This window comes from Roseovarius atlanticus, assembly GCF_001441615.1.
GTDB lineage: Bacteria > Pseudomonadota > Alphaproteobacteria > Rhodobacterales > Rhodobacteraceae > Roseovarius > Roseovarius atlanticus.
Window position 1 is genome coordinate 60,904 of the sequence record NZ_LAXJ01000008.1, and the last position, 21,478, is coordinate 82,381.

At 64.3% G+C, this 21,478-nt stretch carries 30 protein-coding genes; 19 read left to right on the plus strand and 11 right to left on the minus strand.

Going from position 1 to position 21,478, the window contains the following annotated elements; translation table 11 throughout:
- Positions 1-55 precede the first annotated feature (55 nt).
- From XM53_RS09140 to XM53_RS09165, 6 genes are read left to right on the plus strand one after another with little or no spacing between them, the layout of a single operon-like run.
- A complete protein-coding gene (locus XM53_RS09140; protein ID WP_057792544.1) occupies positions 56-499 on the plus strand; it encodes a hypothetical protein in 444 nt (147 codons plus the stop codon).
- Entirely contained in the window at positions 499-915 is a 417-nt protein-coding gene (locus tag XM53_RS09145; RefSeq protein WP_057792546.1) for a phage holin family protein, read from the plus strand. Before XM53_RS09140 ends, XM53_RS09145 begins: the two co-directional genes overlap by 1 nt.
- The gene (locus XM53_RS09150) at positions 887-1,654 is read left to right on the plus strand and encodes a hypothetical protein (RefSeq protein ID WP_144435499.1); all 768 of its coding nucleotides are present in this window, start codon (positions 887-889) and stop codon (positions 1,652-1,654) included. Before XM53_RS09145 ends, XM53_RS09150 begins: the two co-directional genes overlap by 29 nt.
- 19 nt (positions 1,655-1,673) lie before the next feature.
- Entirely contained in the window at positions 1,674-2,675 is a 1,002-nt protein-coding gene (locus tag XM53_RS09155) for an AI-2E family transporter (protein ID WP_057792550.1), read from the plus strand.
- A 14-nt stretch (positions 2,676-2,689) separates the two neighbouring features.
- Positions 2,690-3,664, plus strand: coding sequence for an amidoligase family protein (locus XM53_RS09160; protein WP_057792552.1), 975 nt, complete (start codon positions 2,690-2,692; stop codon positions 3,662-3,664).
- On the plus strand, positions 3,661-4,371 hold the full coding sequence (locus tag XM53_RS09165) for a gamma-glutamyl-gamma-aminobutyrate hydrolase family protein (protein ID WP_057792554.1): 711 nt from the start codon (positions 3,661-3,663) through the stop codon (positions 4,369-4,371). The genes XM53_RS09160 and XM53_RS09165 overlap by 4 nt, the downstream gene beginning before the upstream one ends.
- Before the next feature lie 45 nt (positions 4,372-4,416).
- Here the strand turns inward: XM53_RS09165 and XM53_RS09170 are convergent, their stop codons facing one another.
- The 5 genes from XM53_RS09170 to XM53_RS23420 all read right to left on the minus strand — a co-directional run bounded on the left by XM53_RS09170 (position 4,417) and on the right by XM53_RS23420 (position 8,679).
- Entirely contained in the window at positions 4,417-4,614 is a 198-nt protein-coding gene (locus XM53_RS09170; protein WP_057792556.1) for a CsbD family protein, read from the minus strand.
- A gap of 118 nt (positions 4,615-4,732) precedes the next feature.
- Positions 4,733-6,226, minus strand: a complete 1,494-nt coding sequence (locus XM53_RS09175; protein WP_328586666.1) for a phospholipase D family protein — start codon at positions 6,224-6,226, stop codon at positions 4,733-4,735.
- Complete coding sequence (locus XM53_RS09180; protein WP_057792558.1) at positions 6,223-7,923, minus strand: sensor histidine kinase; 1,701 nt, start codon at positions 7,921-7,923, stop codon at positions 6,223-6,225. The genes XM53_RS09175 and XM53_RS09180 overlap by 4 nt, the downstream gene beginning before the upstream one ends.
- Positions 7,924-7,957: 34 nt before the next feature.
- Positions 7,958-8,506, minus strand: a complete 549-nt coding sequence (locus tag XM53_RS09185) for an RNA polymerase sigma factor (RefSeq protein ID WP_057792560.1) — start codon at positions 8,504-8,506, stop codon at positions 7,958-7,960.
- The gene (locus tag XM53_RS23420; protein ID WP_160321380.1) at positions 8,503-8,679 is read right to left on the minus strand and encodes a NepR family anti-sigma factor; all 177 of its coding nucleotides are present in this window, start codon (positions 8,677-8,679) and stop codon (positions 8,503-8,505) included. The genes XM53_RS09185 and XM53_RS23420 overlap by 4 nt, the downstream gene beginning before the upstream one ends.
- Positions 8,680-8,778: 99 nt before the next feature.
- Here XM53_RS23420 and XM53_RS09190 point away from each other — a divergent pair, with 99 nt between their 5' ends.
- On the plus strand, positions 8,779-9,588 hold the full coding sequence (locus XM53_RS09190) for a response regulator (RefSeq protein WP_057792562.1): 810 nt from the start codon (positions 8,779-8,781) through the stop codon (positions 9,586-9,588).
- A 155-nt stretch (positions 9,589-9,743) separates the two neighbouring features.
- On the opposite strand, the gene XM53_RS22440 is transcribed toward XM53_RS09190, so the two are convergent.
- On the minus strand, positions 9,744-9,914 hold the full coding sequence (locus XM53_RS22440) for a DUF1328 domain-containing protein (RefSeq protein ID WP_082630868.1): 171 nt from the start codon (positions 9,912-9,914) through the stop codon (positions 9,744-9,746).
- Between the two features lie 70 nt (positions 9,915-9,984).
- A complete protein-coding gene (locus XM53_RS09195) occupies positions 9,985-10,383 on the minus strand; it encodes a hypothetical protein (RefSeq protein WP_057792564.1) in 399 nt (132 codons plus the stop codon).
- Positions 10,384-10,536: 153 nt separating this feature from the next.
- Between XM53_RS09195 and XM53_RS09200 the strand changes: the two genes are divergently transcribed.
- The 4 genes from XM53_RS09200 to XM53_RS09215 all read left to right on the plus strand — a co-directional run bounded on the left by XM53_RS09200 (position 10,537) and on the right by XM53_RS09215 (position 13,045).
- The gene (locus XM53_RS09200; RefSeq protein WP_328586667.1) at positions 10,537-11,187 is read left to right on the plus strand and encodes a Crp/Fnr family transcriptional regulator; all 651 of its coding nucleotides are present in this window, start codon (positions 10,537-10,539) and stop codon (positions 11,185-11,187) included.
- A gap of 19 nt (positions 11,188-11,206) precedes the next feature.
- Positions 11,207-12,181 (plus strand): DNA topoisomerase IB, encoded by a 975-nt coding sequence (locus XM53_RS09205; protein WP_236544452.1) that lies wholly within the window; start codon positions 11,207-11,209, stop codon positions 12,179-12,181.
- Between the two features lie 71 nt (positions 12,182-12,252).
- Positions 12,253-12,456 carry a hypothetical protein gene (locus XM53_RS09210; protein ID WP_057792569.1) on the plus strand — a complete coding sequence of 68 codons (204 nt, stop codon included), beginning with the start codon at positions 12,253-12,255 and terminating at the stop codon, positions 12,454-12,456.
- 295 nt (positions 12,457-12,751) lie between these two features.
- Positions 12,752-13,045 (plus strand): hypothetical protein, encoded by a 294-nt coding sequence (locus tag XM53_RS09215; RefSeq protein ID WP_057792571.1) that lies wholly within the window; start codon positions 12,752-12,754, stop codon positions 13,043-13,045.
- Between the two features lie 76 nt (positions 13,046-13,121).
- Here the strand turns inward: XM53_RS09215 and XM53_RS09220 are convergent, their stop codons facing one another.
- Complete coding sequence (locus XM53_RS09220; protein WP_057792574.1) at positions 13,122-13,955, minus strand: formate/nitrite transporter family protein; 834 nt, start codon at positions 13,953-13,955, stop codon at positions 13,122-13,124.
- Between the two features lie 114 nt (positions 13,956-14,069).
- Here XM53_RS09220 and XM53_RS09225 point away from each other — a divergent pair, with 114 nt between their 5' ends.
- From XM53_RS09225 to XM53_RS09260, 8 genes are all read left to right on the plus strand, one after another.
- Positions 14,070-14,333, plus strand: a complete 264-nt coding sequence (locus tag XM53_RS09225) for a DUF7218 family protein (protein ID WP_057792575.1) — start codon at positions 14,070-14,072, stop codon at positions 14,331-14,333.
- Position 14,334: 1 nt separating this feature from the next.
- A complete protein-coding gene (locus XM53_RS09230; RefSeq protein WP_057792577.1) occupies positions 14,335-14,547 on the plus strand; it encodes a hypervirulence associated TUDOR domain-containing protein in 213 nt (70 codons plus the stop codon).
- A gap of 48 nt (positions 14,548-14,595) precedes the next feature.
- Positions 14,596-14,790 carry a PLDc N-terminal domain-containing protein gene (locus XM53_RS09235; RefSeq protein ID WP_057792579.1) on the plus strand — a complete coding sequence of 65 codons (195 nt, stop codon included), beginning with the start codon at positions 14,596-14,598 and terminating at the stop codon, positions 14,788-14,790.
- A gap of 392 nt (positions 14,791-15,182) precedes the next feature.
- Positions 15,183-15,617 (plus strand): hypothetical protein, encoded by a 435-nt coding sequence (locus XM53_RS09240; protein ID WP_057792581.1) that lies wholly within the window; start codon positions 15,183-15,185, stop codon positions 15,615-15,617.
- Positions 15,614-16,267 (plus strand): MotA/TolQ/ExbB proton channel family protein, encoded by a 654-nt coding sequence (locus XM53_RS09245; RefSeq protein ID WP_057792583.1) that lies wholly within the window; start codon positions 15,614-15,616, stop codon positions 16,265-16,267. Before XM53_RS09240 ends, XM53_RS09245 begins: the two co-directional genes overlap by 4 nt.
- Positions 16,230-16,640: an ExbD/TolR family protein gene (locus XM53_RS09250; protein WP_268873920.1), complete on the plus strand. Its 411-nt coding sequence runs from the start codon at positions 16,230-16,232 to the stop codon at positions 16,638-16,640. The genes XM53_RS09245 and XM53_RS09250 overlap by 38 nt, the downstream gene beginning before the upstream one ends.
- A gap of 1 nt (position 16,641) precedes the next feature.
- A complete protein-coding gene (locus XM53_RS09255) occupies positions 16,642-17,028 on the plus strand; it encodes an ExbD/TolR family protein (protein ID WP_057792587.1) in 387 nt (128 codons plus the stop codon).
- Between the two features lie 17 nt (positions 17,029-17,045).
- Positions 17,046-18,017, plus strand: a complete 972-nt coding sequence (locus XM53_RS09260; protein ID WP_057792589.1) for an energy transducer TonB family protein — start codon at positions 17,046-17,048, stop codon at positions 18,015-18,017.
- A 6-nt stretch (positions 18,018-18,023) separates the two neighbouring features.
- Here the strand turns inward: XM53_RS09260 and XM53_RS09265 are convergent, their stop codons facing one another.
- The 3 genes from XM53_RS09265 to XM53_RS09275 are packed head-to-tail and all read right to left on the minus strand — an operon-like array spanning position 18,024 to position 21,476.
- Positions 18,024-19,139, minus strand: a complete 1,116-nt coding sequence (locus XM53_RS09265) for an alanine racemase (RefSeq protein ID WP_057792591.1) — start codon at positions 19,137-19,139, stop codon at positions 18,024-18,026.
- A complete protein-coding gene (locus tag XM53_RS09270) occupies positions 19,136-20,293 on the minus strand; it encodes an amidohydrolase (protein ID WP_057792593.1) in 1,158 nt (385 codons plus the stop codon). Before XM53_RS09270 ends, XM53_RS09265 begins: the two co-directional genes overlap by 4 nt.
- 7 nt (positions 20,294-20,300) lie before the next feature.
- Positions 20,301-21,476, minus strand: coding sequence for a thiolase family protein (locus tag XM53_RS09275; RefSeq protein ID WP_057792596.1), 1,176 nt, complete (start codon positions 21,474-21,476; stop codon positions 20,301-20,303).
- Positions 21,477-21,478 lie beyond the last annotated feature (2 nt).

A 21,478-nucleotide genomic window follows, 5' to 3' on the forward strand; every position in this document is an offset into this window, starting at 1 on the left:
CGTTGAACAGGCAATACAGATCGCAATGCGTCACATATTTGTGAGGAGACCGAAAATGAGCGCCAAGACCAAAGCGAAGGAAATGGTGGACGAAGGCCGTGAAGCCGTCACCAAGGAAGCCGAGGCCCGCGCGGCGGAGTTTCGCGACGACGTGGCCGAGCACGGGGATACGATCTCGAGCGCTGCCAAGAAGGCGGCAGGCGAGTTCGAAGAATATGACGCCGTCAATTCGTTCCTGACGCAAGCCGGCGAAGCCGTTGAGGACGCGACCAATCGTCTGCGCGAGCGGTCGCTGCCGGACATGGTCGAGGACGTGTCGGCATTTGCCCGCCGCAACCCGCTGCTGTTTCTGGGCGGTGCCGCTTTGGCCGGGTTTGCCGCGGCACGGTTCCTGAGCGCCAGCGCGCCGTCGGATGATGGCCCCGAGCTGATCGCGGCAGACGATGACGTCTGGTCGGGCTACCTGCCCGAAGCTCCGCGCGCGGGGACGCACGACTGATGAAAGACGCGCCCAAACCACCGTTCGGCGTGGTTGTGGCCCGCATCCTGCGCGAAGCGCGGGGCCTGCTGGCCGCCCATGCCGACCTGGCGCAGCGGGAGCTGCGCCAGAATCTGCGGTCGGCCAAGGCCGGGCTGATCCTGATCGCCGCTGCATTGTTGTTCGCGCTGGTCAGTGTTCACGCGCTGGGCGTGGTGGCCGTGCTGGCACTGGCGGATATGGGCCTTGGGCTGGGCGCCGCTGCAGCCATCGTGTTCGGCGTGTTCGTCGTGCTGACGATCATTCTGGGCGCGGTGGGAATGCGGTGCCTTTCGGCGCGGGCGATGATGCCCCGGCGCACGATCGAAAGCCTGAAATCAGATATAGCATTATTCGAGGAGAGTCATGATGACCGCGAAGTCTATGGAAAAGCTTGAGAATGACGCGAAACAGCACCGCGCCGGACTGGCCGATGCGCTGGAGGATTTCGCCGAAAGTGTGAACCCCGGTCGCCTTGGCCGTCAGGCCATCGACGACGCCGCGGAGTTTGGCCGGAGTGCGGCGAGCAGCATCACGCAATCGGCCAAGGACAATCCCGTCGGCCTGGCGCTTGTCGGCATCGGCGCCGCAATCCTGCTGGCCGGTGGCGCGGCACACCAGAAGGGCGCGTTTTCCAACGTGGGACGCAGCTCGACCGGGTTGAGCCAGGATGAGCGCATTGCCCGCGCCGCCGAGCGCAACGCCAAGCGCACGCAGATCGCGGCGGGCCGCGTTTCGGCCTCGGCGTCGCGGATGCGCAAGAAGCTTTACAGCGGGCTGGAGCGGCTGGGACCGGAAGCGCGGGATCGCGTGATCTCGCTGCGGCTGAAGGCCGTGGACGCGCAGGAAGCGGCCGAACGCTATGCCCGCGGGGCGGCCAAGTCGGCTGTGGACACGCATAACGCACAACCGCTGGTGACCGGGCTGGTCGCCGCCGGTGTCGGTGGGCTGTTGGGCGCGATGCTGCCCAGCACGCGGCGCGAGGCCGAACTTTTGGGTGCGCGTCGGGATGCGTTTCTGCGCGCCGCCGAAGAACGCCTGTCGGCGGAAATCTCTGAACTGGAAACCAGAGGCAAGGCTGCGGTCAACGAAGCGGTCCGTGCTGGCACCGAACAGTTTCACTCCAAAGCCGGCTAAATAAAGGTAAAGACCCAAGGTGGTAGATCACGCCCCGTCGAAGCTGGTAAGGGCCTGCCTTATCACCTTGACATTCATCGCAGTCGTCGCCGCGGCAAAAGAGGCCCAGAACCTCTTTGCTCCGGCGACGTTCGCCCTTGTCTTGGGCGTCGTTTTGTCGCCGGTGGTCAGCCGGCTGGACTCTCTTGGTGTGCCCAGATCCGTCAGTGCGGCTTTCGCGCTGATTTTCGGGGCCGTGGTCATCTTTCTGCTGATCGTGGCGCTGGGGCCGTTGCTGTCGGCGCTGATCGACCAGGTGCCGCGCATTCAGCAGCAGTTTCGCGGCTGGATGAACGAGCTGACGTTCATGTTGCGCAGCATCGGCGGCATCAATTTCGATGTGGAGCGCACCATTTCCCAAGGCGGCGAGAACGCCGTCGAAGAGGCGATCCCGTCGGTGGCCGAGGCGCTGTGGCTGGCGCCGAACCTGTTTGGGCAATTGCTGATCTTCGCGGGGACATTGTTCTTTTTCCTGATGACGCGCGACGATATCTACGGCGCCATCCCACAGTATCGGGTGGCGCTGAAGCAGGCGGATCGCGCGGTGTCGCATTATTTCGTGACCATCACGCTGATCAACTTGGGGCTTGGCGTCTCGCTGTTCTGCGTGCTGGTGCTGATCGGGCTGCCCAGCCCGATGTTGTGGGGGGCGGCGGCGTTCATAGCCAACTTCGTTCTCTATCTCGGTCCGCTGACAATCGTGTTCTCGCTGTTGCTGGCCGGGCTTTTGGCGTTCAACTCGGCCTATGCGCTGGTCGCGCCGGTGTCTTTCCTGATGCTGAACGCGATCGAGGCGCAATTCGTGACGCCTGCGCTGGTCGGCAAGCGGCTGAAGGTCAATCCGCTGGTCGTCTTTCTTTCCATCGTATTTGGACTGTGGCTTTGGGGACCGCTTGGGGGTATCGTCGCCCTGCCGGTGGTCGTCTGGGCCTATGCTCTCGTTTCGGCTCAATCCAAGCGCGGGACCGCCTCTGAATACTAGATGGATCAGGTTGCATGACATGGCAGGATGCTGACACACATCTGTTCGCGCCATTACCGGTAGAGACCAATGCCAAGGGCGCCGTGCGGCGCACCGGGATCGAGGTGGAGTTCTCGGGCCTGTGCGAGCGCCGTGCGGCGTCGATCCTGCAAGAGCAGTTCGGCGGAGACCTGGATGATGCGGATCCGCACCTGTTGTTCGTGCGGGACAGTGCGCTGGGCGATCTGGAGATCGAGCTGGACACGACCCTTGGCAAGAAAAAGAGCGGCGGGCTGGCCGGGGTGCAAGTCAAAGATCTGTTGCGCGGGCTGGTGCCGGTCGAGATCGTGACAGAACCGCTGACACCCGAGAAGGTGGCGCAGTTCGACAAGGCGATCCCGGCGCTGCGCGAGGCCGGGGCAAGCGGGTCGCGCAACGGGGTGTTCCTGGGATTCGGCGTGCATCTGAATGTCGAGGTGGTCGCGCCCGCCGATCCGCACACGTTGCGCACGGTGCGGGCCTTTGGTTTGCTGGATCCGGTCTTGCGGGCCGAGAACGGCATCGACATGACGCGCCGCGTGCTGCCGTTCGTCAACGCGTGGCCGCGGGCGCTGGTCGATGAGCTGGTCGCGGAGAAACCGGACCGGCTGGAACTGCTGCTGGACCTGATGGATCCGCATGTGCGCACGCGCAATCACGCTCTGGATCTGCTGCCGCTGATGAAACACGCGCTGCCGCGGTTGTTCGAGGCGAGTTATCCCGACGAGCACAGCACCAAGGCGCGCCCGGCGTTTCACTTTCGCCTGCCCGACAGCCGGATCAACGAGACAGGCTGGTCGTTGCAGGAGCCGTGGGAGATGTGGCGGCTGGTCGAGGAAGTGGCCGCGAGCGCGCAGTTGGAGGCGCTGGAGGAGGCGTGGCAGGATCATGCGCGCTCGGGCGGGGTGCTGCGCCGGGAAAGCGCGTGGGTGAGGATCGCGAGCGACATCCTGGGCAGTGACAGGCGATGAGCCGGCCGGTGATCGCGGTGACCACCTCGCAGCGGTCGGGGTGGCGGATTTTTCCGCTGGTGCGGTTCAACCTGTGGCTGGCCGGGGCACGAGCCGTGCGCTGGGGCGTGGGGCGGCCGGCGGACCTGGGTGCGGTGGACGGGCTGATCATCGGGGGCGGCGACGATGTGGGGCCGGAGCTGTACGGTGGTGTGCTGGGCGTGTCTGCCACGCTGGACCGGGCGCGGGACGACCTGGAGCGGGGATTGGCCACCGAGGCGTTGGAGCTTGGCGTTCCGGTTCTGGGGATCTGCCGTGGCGCGCAGATGATGAACGTGGCCTTTGGCGGTACGCTGGACCAGAACGCTTGGCAGACCTTCGGCAAGGCCGAGAAGATCAAGACCATCCTGCCCAAACGCGATGTCGAGGTGGTGGCGGACACGCATTTGGCACGGATTTGCGGGCCCGCGCCGATGCGGGTGAACGCGCTGCACACCCAGGCGGTGCAGGCGCTGGGCGCGGGGCTGCGGGTGGCGGCGCGGGACACGCACGGGATGATCCAGGCCATCGAGCGCCGGGCCGATCCGTTTGCGGTGGGGGTGCAGTGGCATCCCGAGCACCTGTTCTATGCGCGGCGCCAGCGGCTGTTGTTCAGCGCACTGGTCGCGGCGGCGGGGGCCTATCGCGACGCGCGGGCGCAGGTGGACGCAGCGTTGGAGAACGCATGAAAAAGGGCGCCGCGAGGGCGCCCTTTGACGTGTATGAGGACCGGTTTAGAAGCCGGCGAGGATGTTGTCGACGTCGCGGCGGACTTCGTCCTTGTCCTTGCCGACCTTGGCTTGCAGCTTGCCGATCATCTGCTCGCGCTCGCCGCGCGCTTCTTCGATGTCGTCGTCGCTGAGGTCGCCATAGATCTCGCGCAGTTTGCCTTTGATCTGGGTCCAGTTGCCTTCGATGCGATCTTGGTCCATCTCGATTTCTCCTAGCATATCAGGGATTTAAGCCGTCCCGACAGTGGGGCGGCCGGTTGTCTCATCTGTACAAGATAAACGCGGAGGAGCGGCCGGGAGTTCCGGCGTGCGCAGCGGATCAGACGATGTTTTCCGTCACGCCGGGCAGGTTGAGCCAAGTATCGCGCAATTGCGCGCTGTCATGATGCACGAGGAAGCCGTGGCGGTTCTCGGGGTTCATGACGCTGTTCTCGGCAATCTTTTTGAACCACCAGGAAAACATGGTGTCATGCGCCCGCGCCTCGGGCGGCAGGTCGTCGAACCACCAGTGCGACATCAGCCGTTCGCGCAAGGTGGCGATGCGTGCGGGGTCGGTGATGCGCACGGCGGCCTCTGTATCCCAATAGAGCGAGCGGCCGTTGAGGTTGGCCGAACCGACCAGGGCAAAGCTGTCGTCCTGCACGAGGACCTTGTTGTGCACGTGGATGAGCGGCGAGCCAGAGAGCGTCTGGATCGTGTCGCGCGCGGCGAAGCGGGGTTGCACAGGCGTGGCGACGACGACGCGGTCGCCGAAGCTGTCGCGCACCATTTCGATCGCGTCGTGCTGGAGCGACATGCCGAAGCGGGCGTCGATGCCGACCTCGCTGGAGTACGCGACCTCGTCGGGCAGACCGGGCAGGATGATGATGGCGTGCAGATCGGGGCGGCGACGCCCCTCTTTGGCCAGACGCTTGGCGAGGCCGCGGGCGCGCAGATACTGCGTCTCGATATAGACCATGTCCTTGGCCCGCTTGAAGGCGCGGATGTGATCCTCTTCGATCTCGTGCAGGAGCGTCTTGGGCGAGACGTAGGGCAGCTGAGTGGGGCGCGGCGCGGAGAGCGTGCGGCGGATGTGCTTCATCGGCGCGGGCTTGCGGCAGGCCTCGATGCTGGTGAGGAAGGTCTTGATGTGGTGCGCCGCCTCCTTCGCCTCGGGGCCGTTGCGGATGAGCAGTTGCACGTCCGACCAGGTATGCGCGGCGATGCGGTCATGCTGGGGCGTGTCGTAGCGCCGCTCGTTCAGGTCGAGCCCGCCGATATAGAGCACTTCGTCGTCGATTACGGCGATTTTCTGGTGGTGCGAGGTGGTGTGCAGTTCCGGCAGCGTGCCGTCGTCAAGCCGCACCGCTTCGCGCAGTTTCTGGTCGTCGTTGAGCGCCATCAGCCGCTTGGACCTTCGGCGCAGCACGGCGGGGAGGAAGGCCAGCCAGGGCAGGCGGCCGGCCTTGGCCGGGTGCAGGTCGGCGCGGATGCGCAGGTTGTGAATGGGACAGTCGGAGATTTCGGCCAGTGCCGCCGCCTGCCGCACGGTGCGCCATGTCAGGCGGTGCAATTCGGTGGCGAAGACGGGATCGAAATCGCTGACGGTCAGATCGATCGTGACGCCGCGGCAGAGCAGATGCTCGAAAAGATCGAACCAGGTATCGCCGATTTCGCGGGCCTCTGGGCTGCGCAGCTGGGTCGTGAGGTCGAAGATGCGGAACGAGGCCACGATATGGGACCTGGCCGCAAGAACGGCGCGCTCGAAGACCGGCCACGCCTCGGACGCGGTGATCATGACCTGGAAGTCTGGATCGTCCTGAGCGTGCGTCACGAGGGGGCCTCGAAATCCTTTCGTTCGAAGACGACATGCAGAGCGTAATGGGTATCGTCGTCGGTCACTTGCTGTTCGCCTTCAAGCTGGCTGACGAAGGCCTGCATCAGCTTGGTGCCCAGACCGCTGACGGTTTCGACATCGGGGATCGGCTGGGGCCTGACGGGGCCCTTGGAGTTGGTGACGCTAAGCCGGTAGCGGCCGTCGTCCTGTTCCTTCAGCGTCACCTTGACCGACGGTTTTTCACCCTGATCCGCACCGGCATATTTCAGCGCGTTGGTCAGCGCCTCGGCCAGCAGCATCGAGAGTGGCACGGCCTGATCGGGGTAGAGCGGCAGGGTGTCGATGTCACGCTCGATTTCGATGCCGGGCACCGTCATCATGGTGGAGATGTCGGTGACCACCGCCTCGAGCAGCTCGTTGGCCTCGATCGTCAGAAGGTCGGGCGTGGTGTACAGCGTGCGGTGCAGCATGGCGAGGCCGTTGACGCGCCGTTGCAGGCTGGCCAGCATGAACTTGGCCTCGGGCGTCTTGGCGCTGCGCAGTTGCATGTTCATGATCGAGGCGATCATTTGCAGGTTGTTCTTGACGCGGTGGTGCACCTCTTTCAGCAGCACTTCCTTGTCCTTGAGATCCTTGTCCTGCCGCGCCTCGGATTCGGCGATGATGATGGCCATGCGGTTGAAGGCGCGTTCGGCCTCGGCAAATTCCTCGGGCGGGTTTTGCAGGCGCAGGGGGAAGCCGTCGCGCTGACCCAGGGCGAAGCGGCGCATGGCCGAGCGCAGGTCGCGGACATGGCGGATCACGACGCGGCGCAGTTCGTACCAGGCGAAGGCCAGGCCGGCGGCCCAGATCGCCAGGGGAAAGAGCAGGTTGAGCACGTAGTAGGATAACGCCCCGCCGCCCCAGGCAGAGGCGCGGGCGGGCCAGCTTGCGATGACGCTGACCTGATCCTGAAAGATGCTGGCCACGGCATAGATGCGTTCCTCGCCCAGCCCGTTGACGCCAGTGAAGGTGGTGCCCACTTGGCGGTTGAGATCCTGGGGGGCGATGAGCCGTGGCAGGATATCTTCGGCGTTTTCGCGGCCGCCGCTGGCCGAAACGACCTGGCCGTCGCGGGTGAAGGTGACGAAGCGCAGTTCGTGATCAAAGCGGCGGGAGGTGAGCGGCTGGTAGGTCATGCGCAGCGGAACCGAGAGCGACACGACGCCCGCAAGGCTGCGGTCGATGTAGACCGGGTGGTTGACGACCAGAACAGGCTGTTGCGTGACCGAGCCGAGGGCCGCGACATAGACGCTGGGGCCGTCGGCGTTGAGCGCGCGCTGGAGACGCTCCAGCTTGCTGAAATCCCGTACCTCGTCGCTGTCCGAGCTGCATTCCATCATGCCCGACATCTTGGTGTATCCGGCAAAGGCGATATGCGCGTTGCTTTCCGCGAACTCGCGCATGACCTCGCGGCAGGCGGGCGCGTCATCGAGGATGGACAGCGCCGCGAGCCCTTCGGCCGAGCCCAGCGTTTGCTGGATCAGCTCGCGTTCGTCCCGTGCGGCGGAGGTGGTTTCGAAGAAGAGCGCGTTGAGGCGCAGGTTCTCGGTTTCGTCCAGGACCTGATCGGTCTGGTAGACCGCGATGACGCCCAAGGGAAAAAGCGCCAGAGCCATAAGCGCAAAAAGACGAAACGACAGTCGGTTGACCATCGTTCCGTATGCGTCGAGCAGGGCTTTGGACTTCTTAGGCAACGCTTTTGTTCGCCGATACGATGCCCGCGGTGACCGCGTCTGTCGTTTCGAGTACCTGATCCTCGTCCAGATGCATCAGTTCGACCAGCCGCGCACGTGCACGGTTGACGCGGCTTTTGATCGTGCCGACGGCAACCCCGCATGTTTCAGCGGCTTCCTCGTAGGAGAAGCCACCGGCACCGACGAGAACCAGCGCCTCGCGCTGCTCGTCGGGCAGCTTGTCGAAGGCCACGTGGAAATCGCGCATTTGCAAACGGCCATCGTGATCGGGCTTTTTGGCCAGCGATGCGGCCAGTTCGCCATCGGTGTCGGACACCTCGCGGCGCGCCTTGCGGTGATGCGAATAGTAGGTGTTGCGCAGGATCGTGAACAACCAGGCGCGCATATTCGTGCCGGGCTGGAACTTGTCGATATTGGTCCAGGCCTTGACGAGCGCGTCCTGCACCATGTCATCGGCCAGCGCGGAATTGCGGGTGAGACTCATGGCGAAGGCCCGCATCGGGCCCAGGTGTTCAACCAGTTCGTCGCGAGGATCGCTCATGTATTGTCGTCCGATTCCGAATTGGCACCATCGGCGGTGCCACTGGTTTTGAGTTGTTCCAGAAGGTCAGTGAAACGCGAGGGAAGCGGTTCGCTGGCCACATCTTCAAACGCACGCTTCAGATTTTCATCAATTGTATTTTCCACACTTGAAGTCCGTTTTGCTCGGGTCATTATTGTCTCTGTGTTTGACATCTGTGCACTGTGTCTGGAACCAAACGCGTCCAAACGTGTTGGGTTCCAAGATAGTAGAAAAAAACCGGAAGTAATCAAATGACCGAAAACAAGTCCGATGATCTTAGCGAGAAAATCGGTGCAAATTTGCCTTATCTTCGCCGGTACGCGCGCGCCTTGACAGGGTCGCAGGAGCGCGGCGACCAATACGCCATGGCGACGCTCGAGGCCGTTTTGAGTGACCGCGACGTGTTCGACACCTCGATTTCCCCGAAGACGGCACTCTTCAAGGTGTTTCAGCCTATCTGGGCGTCGTCGGGTGCGGTGTTCTCGGACGACGACACCGGATTGCAGGCGAAAGCCCAGGCGCATCTGGCCAAACTGACGACGAACACGCGCGAGGCGTTGCTGTTGCACACGATCGAGGAATTCAGTTTTTCCGAAGTCGGTATAATCATGGATGTCAGCGAAGACGAGGCGCGGTCGCTGGTCGATATCGCCTACGACGAAATGTCGAGCGTGTTGTCGGGACGGGTGATGATCATCGAGGATGAAGCGATCATCGCGATGGACCTGGAAGGTATCGTGAGCGACATGGGCCACCGGGTGACGGGCATCGCGCGCACGGAAAGCGATGCGCTGAAGCTGTTCAACGACGAAACGCCGGATCTTATTCTGTCGGACATCCAGTTGGCCGACGGGTCGAGCGGCATCGATGCGGTCAACCGGATCATGGAAAATGCGCCGGAGATCCCGGTGATCTTTATCACCGCCTTCCCCGAGCGTCTGCTGACGGGCGAGGGGCCGGAGCCGGCCTTCCTGATCCCCAAACCGTACCAGTCGGACCAAGTGCGTTCGGCTGTCAGTCAGGCCATGTTCTTTTCGTCGACCGAGACGCTGAAAGCCTGAGGCGTTTTGCCGACGATCGCGTTCAACGCCCCCCGTGCCGGAGCATGGGGGCGTTTTCTATTGGATAGGTGCTGCGCGGTCTGCTTGACGCAGAAAGGGGCTGACGATGTCAGTCAGCCCCGTGCGGAATGTGCGGTGCCGGTTCGGTTGGCGGGTCAGGGAGTGCGGCCGTTCAGGGCGCGGGCGACCATCGCCACAACGAACAGCACCAGGAAGATGACGAACAGCACCTGTGCGATTCCGGCAGAGGCCGATGCGATGCCGCCAAATCCGAAGATGCCGGCGATCAAGGCAACAACCAGGAAAATAAGGGCCCATTGAAGCATTTGCTTGATCCTTTGTTCATGTCGTTTCTGCGACATAAACAGCCAAGCGACAGGCGGGTTCCCAAGAATTTCAGGCGGCAGGCGAAGTTTGGCTGGCGGTGTGGACGCAGGCAGACGTGCCGTCGTTGCCCCGGATCGCGCCTTCCAGATCGGAGTCGGTGAAGGGGCGCGACAGCACCCGCAGGCCGGGCGATCCCGGGATCGCACCGTTGTCGTCGACCAGCACGATATGGGTGTGCCCGGCGGCCAGCGCCGACAGCAGCGTACCGCGCCGTTCGGTATCGGGCAGGCCGATGAAGGCGAAAGAGAAGTGGTTTTCGGACAAAAGCACTTGTGCGCGCTCGGTATCGCTCTCGACGATCACCTCTCCGAGCGAACGCGATTTGGCGAAGTCCGCAAGATCTGCAGCTTCGAAAATTTTGCGCGAAGAAACCAGAACAAGGTCCTCGCGCGGCGCAACATTTTGCATTTACTACCCCCTCGGTATGGGTCAATCATTGCATAGAATCATGACGCCGACATTAAACTGCGACATATACCGAAAATGGCGATCGACTGCGGGACTTGCCCGCTAAGGGAACTGGAACTTTTCGCGCCGATCAAGGCCGAAGAACTTGAGTTCATGAAGAGCTTCAAGACCGGGGAACTGCGCGCCGAGCAGGGCACCGAGATCCTGGCCGAAGGCGCGTCTTCGACACAGCTTTACACCGCGCTGAGCGGCATGGGCATCCGTTACAAGACGATGCCGGACGGGCGGCGGCAGGTGGTGGGCTTTGTCCTGCCGGGCGATTTCGTCGGGTTGCAAAGCGGCGTGATGGGCGAAATGCAGCATTCGGTCGAGGCGACCACGGCGATGAAGCTGTGTGTGTTCAATCGCTCGGATTTCTGGCGGTTGTTCGAGTCGCAACCCCAACGGGCCTTTGACCTGACACACTTGGCGGCACGCGAAGAGCAGTTGCTGGGCGAGGCGCTGGTGACGGTGGGACAGATGAACGGTATCGCCCGCGTGGCCTGGGCGCTTTACCGTTTCTATCAGCGCCTGAAGGCGCTGGAGCTGATCGAAAATGGTCGCGTGCCGCTGCCCTATCGCCAGCAGGACCTAGCGGATGCGGTCGGCCTGTCGCTGGTGCATACAAACAAGACGCTGACGCGCCTGCGAGAGGCCGGGGTGGCCACCTGGCAGGACGATGCGCTGGTCGTTCACAAAGAAGTTGAGCTTGCCCGGCTGGGCAACGTGGAACCAGGATCGATATCGGCGCGTCCTCTTATCTGAGTGATGGAGGATATCGCCCGTGGCAGAGCGGCTGGTTTATTACCCCGACAGCAACCCCGGCATTCGCCGGGAAAAGCGTGGACGGGGATTTTCGTACATCAATGTCGACGGCACGCTGATCGACTGTCCGAAGAAGCGGCGCGAATTGCAGGCGCTGGCGGTGCCGCCGGCCTATACGGATGTGTGGATGGCACCCATGGGGAATGCGCATCTGCTGGCCACCGGGCGTGACGCGCGGACGCGCAAGCAGTACAGGTATCACCCCGACTGGTCGGCGCAGCGGTCGCAGACCAAGTTCGAGGGGCTTGGTGCGTTCGGCCAGAGCCTGCCGCGGCTGCGGCGATGGATCGATCATCATCTTTCGGGCGAAGTGGGCAGCGAAGATACCGCGGTGGCGGCGGCGCTGGCGTTGATCGACCGCGCGGCGCTGCGGCCCGGATCACGGGCCTATGCCGAGGAAAACCGGACCTACGGGGCGACCACGCTGAAGCGGCGGCACCTGAGCATCGAGGGCGACGCGATTTCGCTGGCCTTCAAGGGCAAGGGTGGCAAGCCGGTGGAAAAGACCCTGCGCGGCAGGAAACTGGCCAAGGTCATGGAGGCCTGCCAGGACCTGCCGGGGCCGACGCTGGTGTCGTGGCTGGACGAAGAGGGCACGGCGCGGGGCGTGTCGTCGGACCAGCTGAACGCAAAGCTGAACGAATTGTGCGAGACCGAGGCCACGGCGAAGACTCTGCGCACCTGGCACGGGACGCTGGCGGCCTTCGCGGTGGCGGCGGGCTCGGACGAGATCAGCATCAAGGCGCTGGCCGAGGCCGCGGCGGAGCGGTTGCACAACACGCCGGCCATCGCTCGAAAGAGCTATATCCACCCCGAGGTTCTGGAGCTTGCGCGGTTGGAGGCGGGAACCCATGGCGCGAAACTGCCGAAGATCGGCACGCCGGCGGATGGATTCCGGCGGGGCGAAGAGGCGCTGATAAAATTTATCTCCTGACGGCGACATTTTTTTGGAACCCGCGACGACGGGGGGCGTTTATCGAATGAAACAAGTGACAAGGAGACAGCATGTCCGCACCCGAAACAAATTTGGAACGTCAAAAGAAACGCCACATCGGTCCCCTTGGCGGGATGCTGCTGGTTGTAGCTTTCGCGGCGATCCTTTTCGGCGTGTTCTACATTCTGGCCACAGACGGTGAGGAAACCGGCAATGGCGTGCAGGCGCCTGCAGCAAGCACAGAGACATCTGCCGGTTCCGACACCAGCAACTAGGCGATGCAGACAGGAACTGCGGCAGACATATTCGTGCCCGCGCTGTTTATCGCCGCGAACGTGGCAATCCTTTGCTTCGCGGTTTACGTGAAGCGGCAAGATCATAGGCGTGACCGCTCGACCATCGAGCCGGACGCCGCGAGAAAGCGCTGACGGCATCCCCCGTCCCCTGTCAGCGCGGCGCGTAACGCGCGCCCAGCACCGCAGCCCGTCCCAGGCTGCGGTGCTTAACTTTTTGGGAACCGTCAGAGATTTCAGGCGTTTACAGGGTGAACCTGATGAAAGGGGAGTAACGATGAAACGCTTTGCACTTGTCCTTCTGATCGCCGCGGCACCGGTGGCCGCGACCGCCGCACCCTTGGCCGAAGACCTGAAAAATTACGTGGTCGCGGTGGACATGGATGCTTTGGACACCGAGGCTCGTTCCGAGCTTCGGACCATCATCGAAGACCCAAACAAAAGCCACGGAAACAAAGTGCTGAGCGTACATACCGTGTTGGACCGGAACGATGCCCTGCGCGACGTTGACATCCATGGTGGTCCGCTGGACGAAGGCGAGGCGAAGATCGGTCTTGCATCGTACAACTGACGCCGGCTCCAAAGGCTGTGAATATTCAGATGCGCGTGCCCATCCCTGGACACGCGCATTTTTGTTTGTGCCCGCGTCAGCGTGGCTCGTCGACCTCGGGCATGACCTGAGCGTAGGTCAGGACGGTAAAGATCATCGTTCCGCCGACGACATTGCCCAGAAGGACGGGGAGGAAGAACCCTGTGACGGCCGGGGCGGCCGAGAGCTGGCCCTGGACCATGAGGTAGGCCATCTCGACCGAACCGGCGATCACGTGGGTGAAATCGCCCAAGGCGATCAGCCAGGTGAAAAGCACGATCAACCCGATCTCGTTGCGCTTGGACGAGGGCAGCATCCAGACAATCGCCGCGATCAGGACACCGGCGGGAATGCCGCGCATGAAGCCCTCGAGCGGCGGAAAGCTGGTGGCGTGTTCGCTGAGTTCGGTGAAGGCAGCGGTGACGTCATCCGACAGGACGCCCCCATAGGCAAAGAAAGCGGCAACGATGAAGGCGCCGATGATGTTGGCCACCAACACCGCGCTCCACAGCCGGGCGGTGCGGCCTATGGTACGGGTGCAGGGGTCGATCATCACGGGGACAACGGTTGTGATGGTGTTTTCGGTGAAGAGTTGCAGGCGCGCCATGATGACCAGCACGAAGCCCAGCGAATAGCCGAAATTCTCGACGATATAGGCCCAGTCCGCGTCGGGCAGGTGGGCGCGCAGCAACGCCTCGGTCAGGACCGAGAACGAGATCAGGAGGCCGGCGGCGATGCCCGAGAACCACAGCGCGGTCATCGGACGCTCCAGCTCTTCCTCTCCGTTGCGGCGGATGGACTCGAAAATCAGGCGTGGTGACAGGGCTGCGGCCTCTTCGACGGCCTCTTTTTCTTTTTCCTGCTTGATCAGTTCGTTATCGGTCTTCGACATTACCTACTCCGGCTCCTCGGCACGTGGCCTGCACTTATCGCGGTTACACCGCGTTTGCGGGAACAAATAGGGCGGCGCGACGTTTTATCCCCAGCATAATTCGGAGAGACCGTCATGGCTGAGTCGAACGAGTCGTCCATCAAGGACGAAGACACATACGAGGCGCTGCGCGACAAGGGCTACAGCAAATCCAAGGCCGCGCGGATCGCCAATGCGCAGGCGAATGACAACATGGCGCCCTCGAAGAAGGGCGGCAAGGCGCCGCCCTATGAGCAATGGTCGAAGGCCGAGCTGTATGACCAGGCGCAGAATGTCGGGATCGAAGGCCGGTCGGACATGACCAAGGATGAGTTGATCGACGCCCTGAGGCGCGACTGAGATGGCGATCTCGAAGGGTGACACGGTCGAGTGGGACTGGGGCAACGGCACCGGTCAGGGTGAGGTCAAGAAGATCTACACCCTAAAGACCACGGTCAAGATCAAAGGATCGGAGATTACGCGGGACGCCGACGACGACTGCCCGGCGTACCTGATCGAACAGGAAGACGGCGACGAGGTGCTGAAAAGCGCCAGCGAAGTGCGCAAAGCCTGAAACAAACGAGAGACTGACGCGTTAGACACGCAGTAAAGGAGAATAAAAATGTTGGAAGTTGGTGGCCTTGGAGGCCTTATCGTTCTGGTCCTGGATATCTGGGCCTTGGTGAATATCATCGGGTCCAGCGCCTCGACCGGTAAGAAGGTGCTGTGGAGTTTGCTGGTGATCATCCTGCCGATTATCGGCTTCATCATCTGGCTGATCGCAGGACCGCGCAGTGCGACGGCAAGAAACGTATAAGCCGTAGCCGCATGAAGATTTTCGGGGCGCACCCAGGACTGGGTGCGCCCCATTTGCGTTTTGCGGGGTGGCGTGGCCGAGGATACGTCAATTCCTGATCGATTCATTTGGGTATTGAGATTTGCCGCGATTCATGGGACATGCATCGCAAAGCGTTCCCAGCCGGGTCTGACCCGCGGCAAGGCCGACGCGAACATGGCACCGGCGCCGAGGGCCGGGGGATGGAGCGAAACGCGCTTGGCGGTTGCGGCACGGTCGTGGTGCTATTTTCCCCGAAACCTGGCTAATGTCGTGACCGCGAGGCGCCGGCCTTGCGAAGAATTGATTTGAACCATGCCTGCGGTCCGGTCAGCACGGACAGTAAGCGGCGCATGTGAAAAGGGAGACGCGAGATGAAATGGATCGTGACCGTTCTGGCGGCGGTGACCGTGGGGTTGGCCGGGGCGCAGGCCGCGTCGGCGCAGGAAGAAGAGTTGGGCGAGGCCGTGCTGATCGAGCTGAACGCGACCAAGGCCAATGAGGGCGGCTGCACGCTGACCTTTTTGGTGATCAACGGACACCCGAGCCAGATCGACAAGGCGGTCTATGAAACCGTCCTGTTTGACACCGGCGGCCAGGTGGACCGTCTGACCCTATTCGATTTCGGAACCTTGCCGCCGGGCCGCCCGCGGGTGCGCCAATTCACCGTGCCGGGCATGGCCTGTGACGGGCTGGGCCAGGTATTGGTCAATGGGGCGCATACTTGCGAGGCGGCGGAGCTGCCGGAAAGTGCTTGCGAGACCGACCTTAAACTGGACACGCGCACGGATATCGAGGTGACGGGATGAACGCGATATTGCAAAGCCTGGGCCAGATCGCCGAACTGGGCGGCCCGGTCGTTCTGATCCTGCTGGCGGTGTCGGTGATCACGCTGGCGACGATCCTTTACAAGCTGTGGCAATTCTCGGCGGCCGGTGTCGGGCGGCACAAGGCGCTGAAGGACGCGGTCGCGGCCTGGGACGCGGGCGACCTTGCGGCGGCGCTGGCGGCGTTGAAGCAGTCGAAAAGCTATCTGGCGCCGGTGATCGAGATGGCGTTCTCGGCCCGGCCCGAGGACGCAAAGCGGCTGGAGGCGGAGGCGGAATCGCGTTTTGCCCGGCTGGAAGGCGGGTTTCGCCTGCTGGACAGCGTGGCGCAGCTGGCACCGCTTCTGGGTCTCTTTGGCACGGTGCTGGGCATGATCGAGGCGTTCCAGTCCTTGCAGGAGGCCGGATCGCAGGTCGATCCGTCGCTTCTGGCGGGCGGCATCTGGGTGGCGCTGCTGACGACCGCCGTGGGGCTGGCCGTGGCGATGCCGACCTCGATGGTGCTGAGCTGGTTCGAGGGTCGAATGGACGGCGAACGGGTGACGGCGGAGCGTGCGATTTCCACGGTCCTGCATCCGCAGGGCCGGGCCGGACATGCCGCCGAATTCGAGGCGGAGCCGAGCCGTGCGTAAGACCTCGCGGCGCAGGCGCTTGTCGATGACGTCGCTGATCGACGTGATCTTCCTGTTGCTCTTGTTCTTCATGCTCTCCTCGACCTTCTCGCGCTTTGCCGAGGTCGAGCTGGCGGCGGCGGGCGCGGGCGGCAATGGCAGCAGCGACGCCAAGATCAGCTTTCTGCGCCTGAGCGACGAGGGGCTGAGCCTGAACGGGCGCGAGGTGGAACTGGACGGTCTGAGCGCCGCTTTCGCGGAGATGCCAGCCAGCGACGAGGCGCGGCCGGTGGTGGTGAGCCTGCGCGACGGTGTCACGTCGCAGCGCCTGACCGATCTGCTGGTCGTGTTGCGCGGCATCGAGCGGGTCAGCATCAGCGTGCTGGGGTCCTGAGATGCGCAAGGCCAGGATATCCTCGCGCCGGGAGCCGACCATTGCGCTGATCAACATCGTCTTCCTGATGCTGGTGTTCTTCATGGTGGCGGGCACGCTGTCGCAACCTTTGGACAAGGAGCTGAGCCTGGTGCGGACGGCGGACCTGGACGGCCGGTCGCCGCCCGACACGCTGGTGGTGCATCCCGACGGGCGGATGAGTTTCCGCGGCGAGGATATCGCGTCGGCAGAGGATTTCCTGGCGCGGCGCAGCGAGGAAGAGCGCGAGGTGGTGCGCGTGGTGCCGGACCAGGCGCTGCCCGCGCAAACGCTGGTGAACCTGGCGCGGGATCTGCGCGGGGCCGGGGCGCAGCGGGTGCTGATCGTCACGCAGCGGGGGCTGGAATGATTGCGTCGTCGCGGTTAGTGAAAACTGTTGCCGCGGCGGCGGCGCTGGTGCTGCATGGCACGGTCGTGGCCGCGGTGTTTCACGGTGAGGCGATCGAGATCGAGGGCGATGCGGGCGGCGTTGAGGCCAGCATCGGCAACAGCTTTGCCGATATGGCCGCGGGGGTGGTGACGCCGGATGCCAGCGACGAGGTCGTCGAGGAGACGCCCCCGGAAGAGGTCTCGGCGCAGGACACGCCCGAGGAAGCCGTACAGGAGCGGCCCGAGGACACATTGTCTGAAGTCGAGCCGCAGGAAGCCGCCGAACCTGTCGAGCAGGCCGAGACCGCGCCGGTGACGCCCACCGAAACGCCGGCCGAAAATGTGCCTGACCCGGTCGAGCAGGCAGAGATCACGCCCAACGTGCCACTGGTCCCGGTGACCCCGTCCGAGACCGTGCCGGAGGAAAGCGTGCAGGCGGCGGAGCCGCAGCCGTCCGAGATGCTGGAGCCGGTGGACGAGGCGCCGACGGCGGTGACACGTTCGTTGCGGCCCAAGCCGCGCAGCGCGGAGTTCGAAGACGCGCACAAGCCCGAACCGCCCAAGCCGCAACGCACGACGCAGTCGCAGCCGAAGGCGCAGCCCAAGGGCAACGCGCAGCAGAACGCGCGGGCGGGCAGTGCCACGGGGTCTCAGGCGCAGACCAGATCGGCGGCGCAAGGTTCGGGCCAATCGCAGGCCGCCGGCAATGCAGCGGCCAGCAACTATCCCGGGCAGGTGATGCGCAAGATCTCTCGCGTGCCGCGCCCACGGGTGGGCAGCCGGGGGACAGCCGTGGTGGCGTTTCGCATCGGCGGGAATGGCGGGTTGGCCGGCGTGTCGATCGCGCGCAGTTCCGGCTCGTCGGCTCTGGACCGGGCGGCGGTGCGAATGATCCAGCGGGCTGCCCCGTTCCCGCCGCCGCCCGCCGGGGCGCGCACCAGTTTCTCGATCAACATCAAGGGCAGTTGACCGGGCTTACCGGATGATCCGGTGATTGCGCTGGCCCCAGTCGGTATAGAGATCGGCGATGATGGTGCCGAACTGGGCCTCGGCCTGTTCAAGGGACGTCGCCGTGTCGCGCGGGCCGCCGAAGATCACCGCCGGATCGCCGATGGAGATACCGTCGAGGCCGGTCACGTCGGCCACGGTGGTGTTCATCGAGATACGGCCCAGGATGGGGGATTCGTGTCCGCCGATCAGGGCGGTGCCGCAGTTGTGCCCGGCGCGGCGGATGCCGTTGGCATAGCCGATGGACAGGCAGGCCAGGCGGCGGGGACTGTCCAGAACGAACGTACGGTCATAGCCCACGGTGGCGCCTGCCGGGTAGTCGCCGATGCTGACGACGCGGGTCTTGAGGGTCATCGTGGTCTGAAAACGCCAGTCAGGCTTGAGGATGCCATAGAGCAGGGCCCCACAGCGGTACATGTCGGTTTCGACGGGTTCATCGGAGACGAGGGTCAAAGAGCTGCCCGCATGTATCAGAAGGTTTTCGCGGATCAGTGGACCCTGGTTCAGAACCCAGTCGGCGTGCTGTTGGAACCGTGTAGCGCTGGCGCGCAGCTGGTCGGGAACATTGCTGGGAAAATGCGTGCAGATGGCGGTGATGCTGTCGCCCAGACGGTCGAGGATGGCGCGGCAGGCGGCGCGGCCGTCTTCGGTCTCGATTTCCAGCCCGTCGCGGGACATGCCCATGGCATTGAGCGGCAGGTGAGCGCGGACAGGCGCGCCGGACGCTTTGAGCGTGGCGAGGTTGTCGGCGGCCTCGACCGTGCCGACCTGTTCCTCGACCCGGTCGGGCAGGGCGGCGCGGGTCTCAATCGGCGTAGCGGCGCGCAGGCGGATGAGCTGGCCGCCATAGCCGGCGGCGCGCACGGCGCGGGCTTCGGCGTTCGAGGTGATGGCAATACAGTCGATGCCGTGGGCGCGGACGAGCGGGACGACGGTGGCGATGCCGTGGCCATAGGCGTCGGCCTTGAGCACGGCGCAGAAGCGGCGGCCCTTGGGGACGAGGCCGAGCGCGATGCGGATGTTGGCGTCGATCCGGTCGCGATGCACTTCGCACCAGGCGTCGGGGATCGCGGGGTCTGTCATGTGTCGGGCAGGCCCAGGATGCGGTCGACGATGCCGGTGAACTGGTCGATCACCACGGGCAGGAGCGCGTCGGGGAAATCGTAATCCGGGTTGTGCAGCTGGGGCATGTCGGTGCCCGCGCCGACATAGAGCATCGTGGCCTTGGCGCCGTCGTCGCCGATACGCCCGAAATCCTCGGACCAGCGCATGGGCGTTGGCATCTCGTTGACCGCGTGCCCGAGGTCATGGGCCACATGGCGGGCGATGTCGGTGGCGTCGGCGTCGTTGACCACGCCGCGAAAGACGTCATGCCAGTGGATGTCGGTGACAAGATCGCCCTGCGCCTCGGCGACTTTGTGCAACGCGGTGTCCAGAAGCGCGTCCATGCCGTCATTGGTCATGGTGCGCAGGGTGACGCGCAGCTCGCCGTCGGCGGGGGCGATGCCAAAGGCAGGTTCGCCCAGGTTGGCATGGGTGAGGGTGGCGAGGGTGAAATCGGCGTCGGCAATGGTGCCATGGCTGAGCGCGGGCAGGGCGGTCATCAGGGCCGCCATGGCAGGGCCGGGCGACAGGCCGTCCTCGGGGGCGGCGGCGTGAGAGCTTTTGCCGGTCAGCAGGATCTGCATCCCGCGCGAGGCGCAGTTGGCGGGGCCGGAGCGCAGGCCGATCTCGCCCAGGGGGCGGCCCGGCACGTTGTGATAGGCGAAGGCGTAGTCGGGGCGGATCTGGGGCCATTGCGGGTCTTCGATGACGGCCTGTGCGCCCGCGCCGGTTTCCTCGGCCGGTTGGAAGAGCAGGATGACGCGACCCTTGGCAGGCCGGCTGGCAAGGCGCATGGCGACGCCCAGTATCGAGCACATGTGACCGTCATGGCCGCAAAGGTGACCCTTGCCGTCGATCTGCGAGGCATGGGGGATGTCGTTGATCTCGCGGATGGGCAGACCGTCGAGTTCGCAGCGCAATAGGACGGTGGGGCCGGGCGCGCGCCCGGTGAATTCGGCGGCGACGCCGTGGCCGCCGAGGCCTTGCCAGATGCGGTCGGCCCCGAGGGAGGTGAGTTCGCGGGTGATACGCTGGGCGGTCTCGACCTCGGCACCCGAGACCTCGGGCTGGCGGTGCAGGTCGTGGCGCAGGGCCGTGAGGTAGGCGATCTGGTTGGAGGGGAGCGTGATCATGAAAGCCTCAGAAGATTTCCAGGAGGCCTGCGGCGCCCTGGCCCCCGCCGACGCACATGGAGACGACGCCCCACTTGGCGCCGCGGCGGCGGCCTTCGAGCAGGATATGCCCGGCCATGCGGGCGCCGGACATGCCGTAGGGATGGCCGATGGATATGGCGCCGCCGTTGACGTTAAGCTTGTCATCCTGGATACCCAGCGTGTCACGGCAATGGAGGAGTTGCGCGGCGAAAGCCTCGTTGATTTCCCAGAGATCGATGTCGTCTTCGGTCAGGCCCGCGCGGTCGAGCAGGCGGGGTATGGCGTGGACGGGGCCGATGCCCATCTCCTGCGGCGCGACACCGGCAACGGCGAAGCCGCGCAGTGCACCGAGAGGGGTGAGATTGCGGCGGGTGGCCTCTGTTTCGGACATCACGACGAGGGCGGCGGCGCCGTCGGAAAGCTGGCTGGCATTGCCGGCAGTTACGGTTTTGTCCGGGCCACGCACGGGCTGGAGGGTGGCAAGCCCCTCGGCGGTGGTGCCGGGGCGGTTGCATTCGTCCTGTTCCAAGCGGACGGGTTCTTCGTGGGTTTCTTTCGTCGCCTTGTCGGTGACGAGTTTGGTGGTTTCGACGGGAATGATCTCGTCGGCGAAGACGCCCGCGTCCTGCGCCTGCGTGGTGCGCTGCTGGCTTTGCAGGGCGTAGGCGTCCTGTGCGTCGCGGGTGACGCCGTAGCGGGCGGCGACGACCTCTGCCGTATCGAGCATGGCCATGTAATAGCTGTCGGGCACGGCGGGGTCGCGGTAGCGGTGGGCGTTCCAGTGGTCGTTCTGGACGAGGGAAATGCTGTCGAGGCCACCGGCGAGGGCGATGTCCACGCCCTCGGCCCGGACCATGTGCGAGGCGATGGCGAGCGCGTTGAGGCCGGAGGCGCATTGGCGGTCGATGGTGCCCCCCGCGACGCTGTCGGGCAAGTGGGCCGCCTGCGCGATATGGCGGGCGACATTTACACCTGACGTGCCTTGGGTGAGGGCGGAGCCGAAGATGGCCTCCTCGACCTCGGCCCCCTCAAGCCCAGCGCGTTCGAGGGCGGCGCGGACGGCGGGCGCGGAGAGGCTGGGGGCCGTGAGGTTGTTGAAAGCGCCGCGATAGGCCTTGCCGATGGGCGTGCGGGCGGTCGAGACGATGACGGCGTCGCGCATGG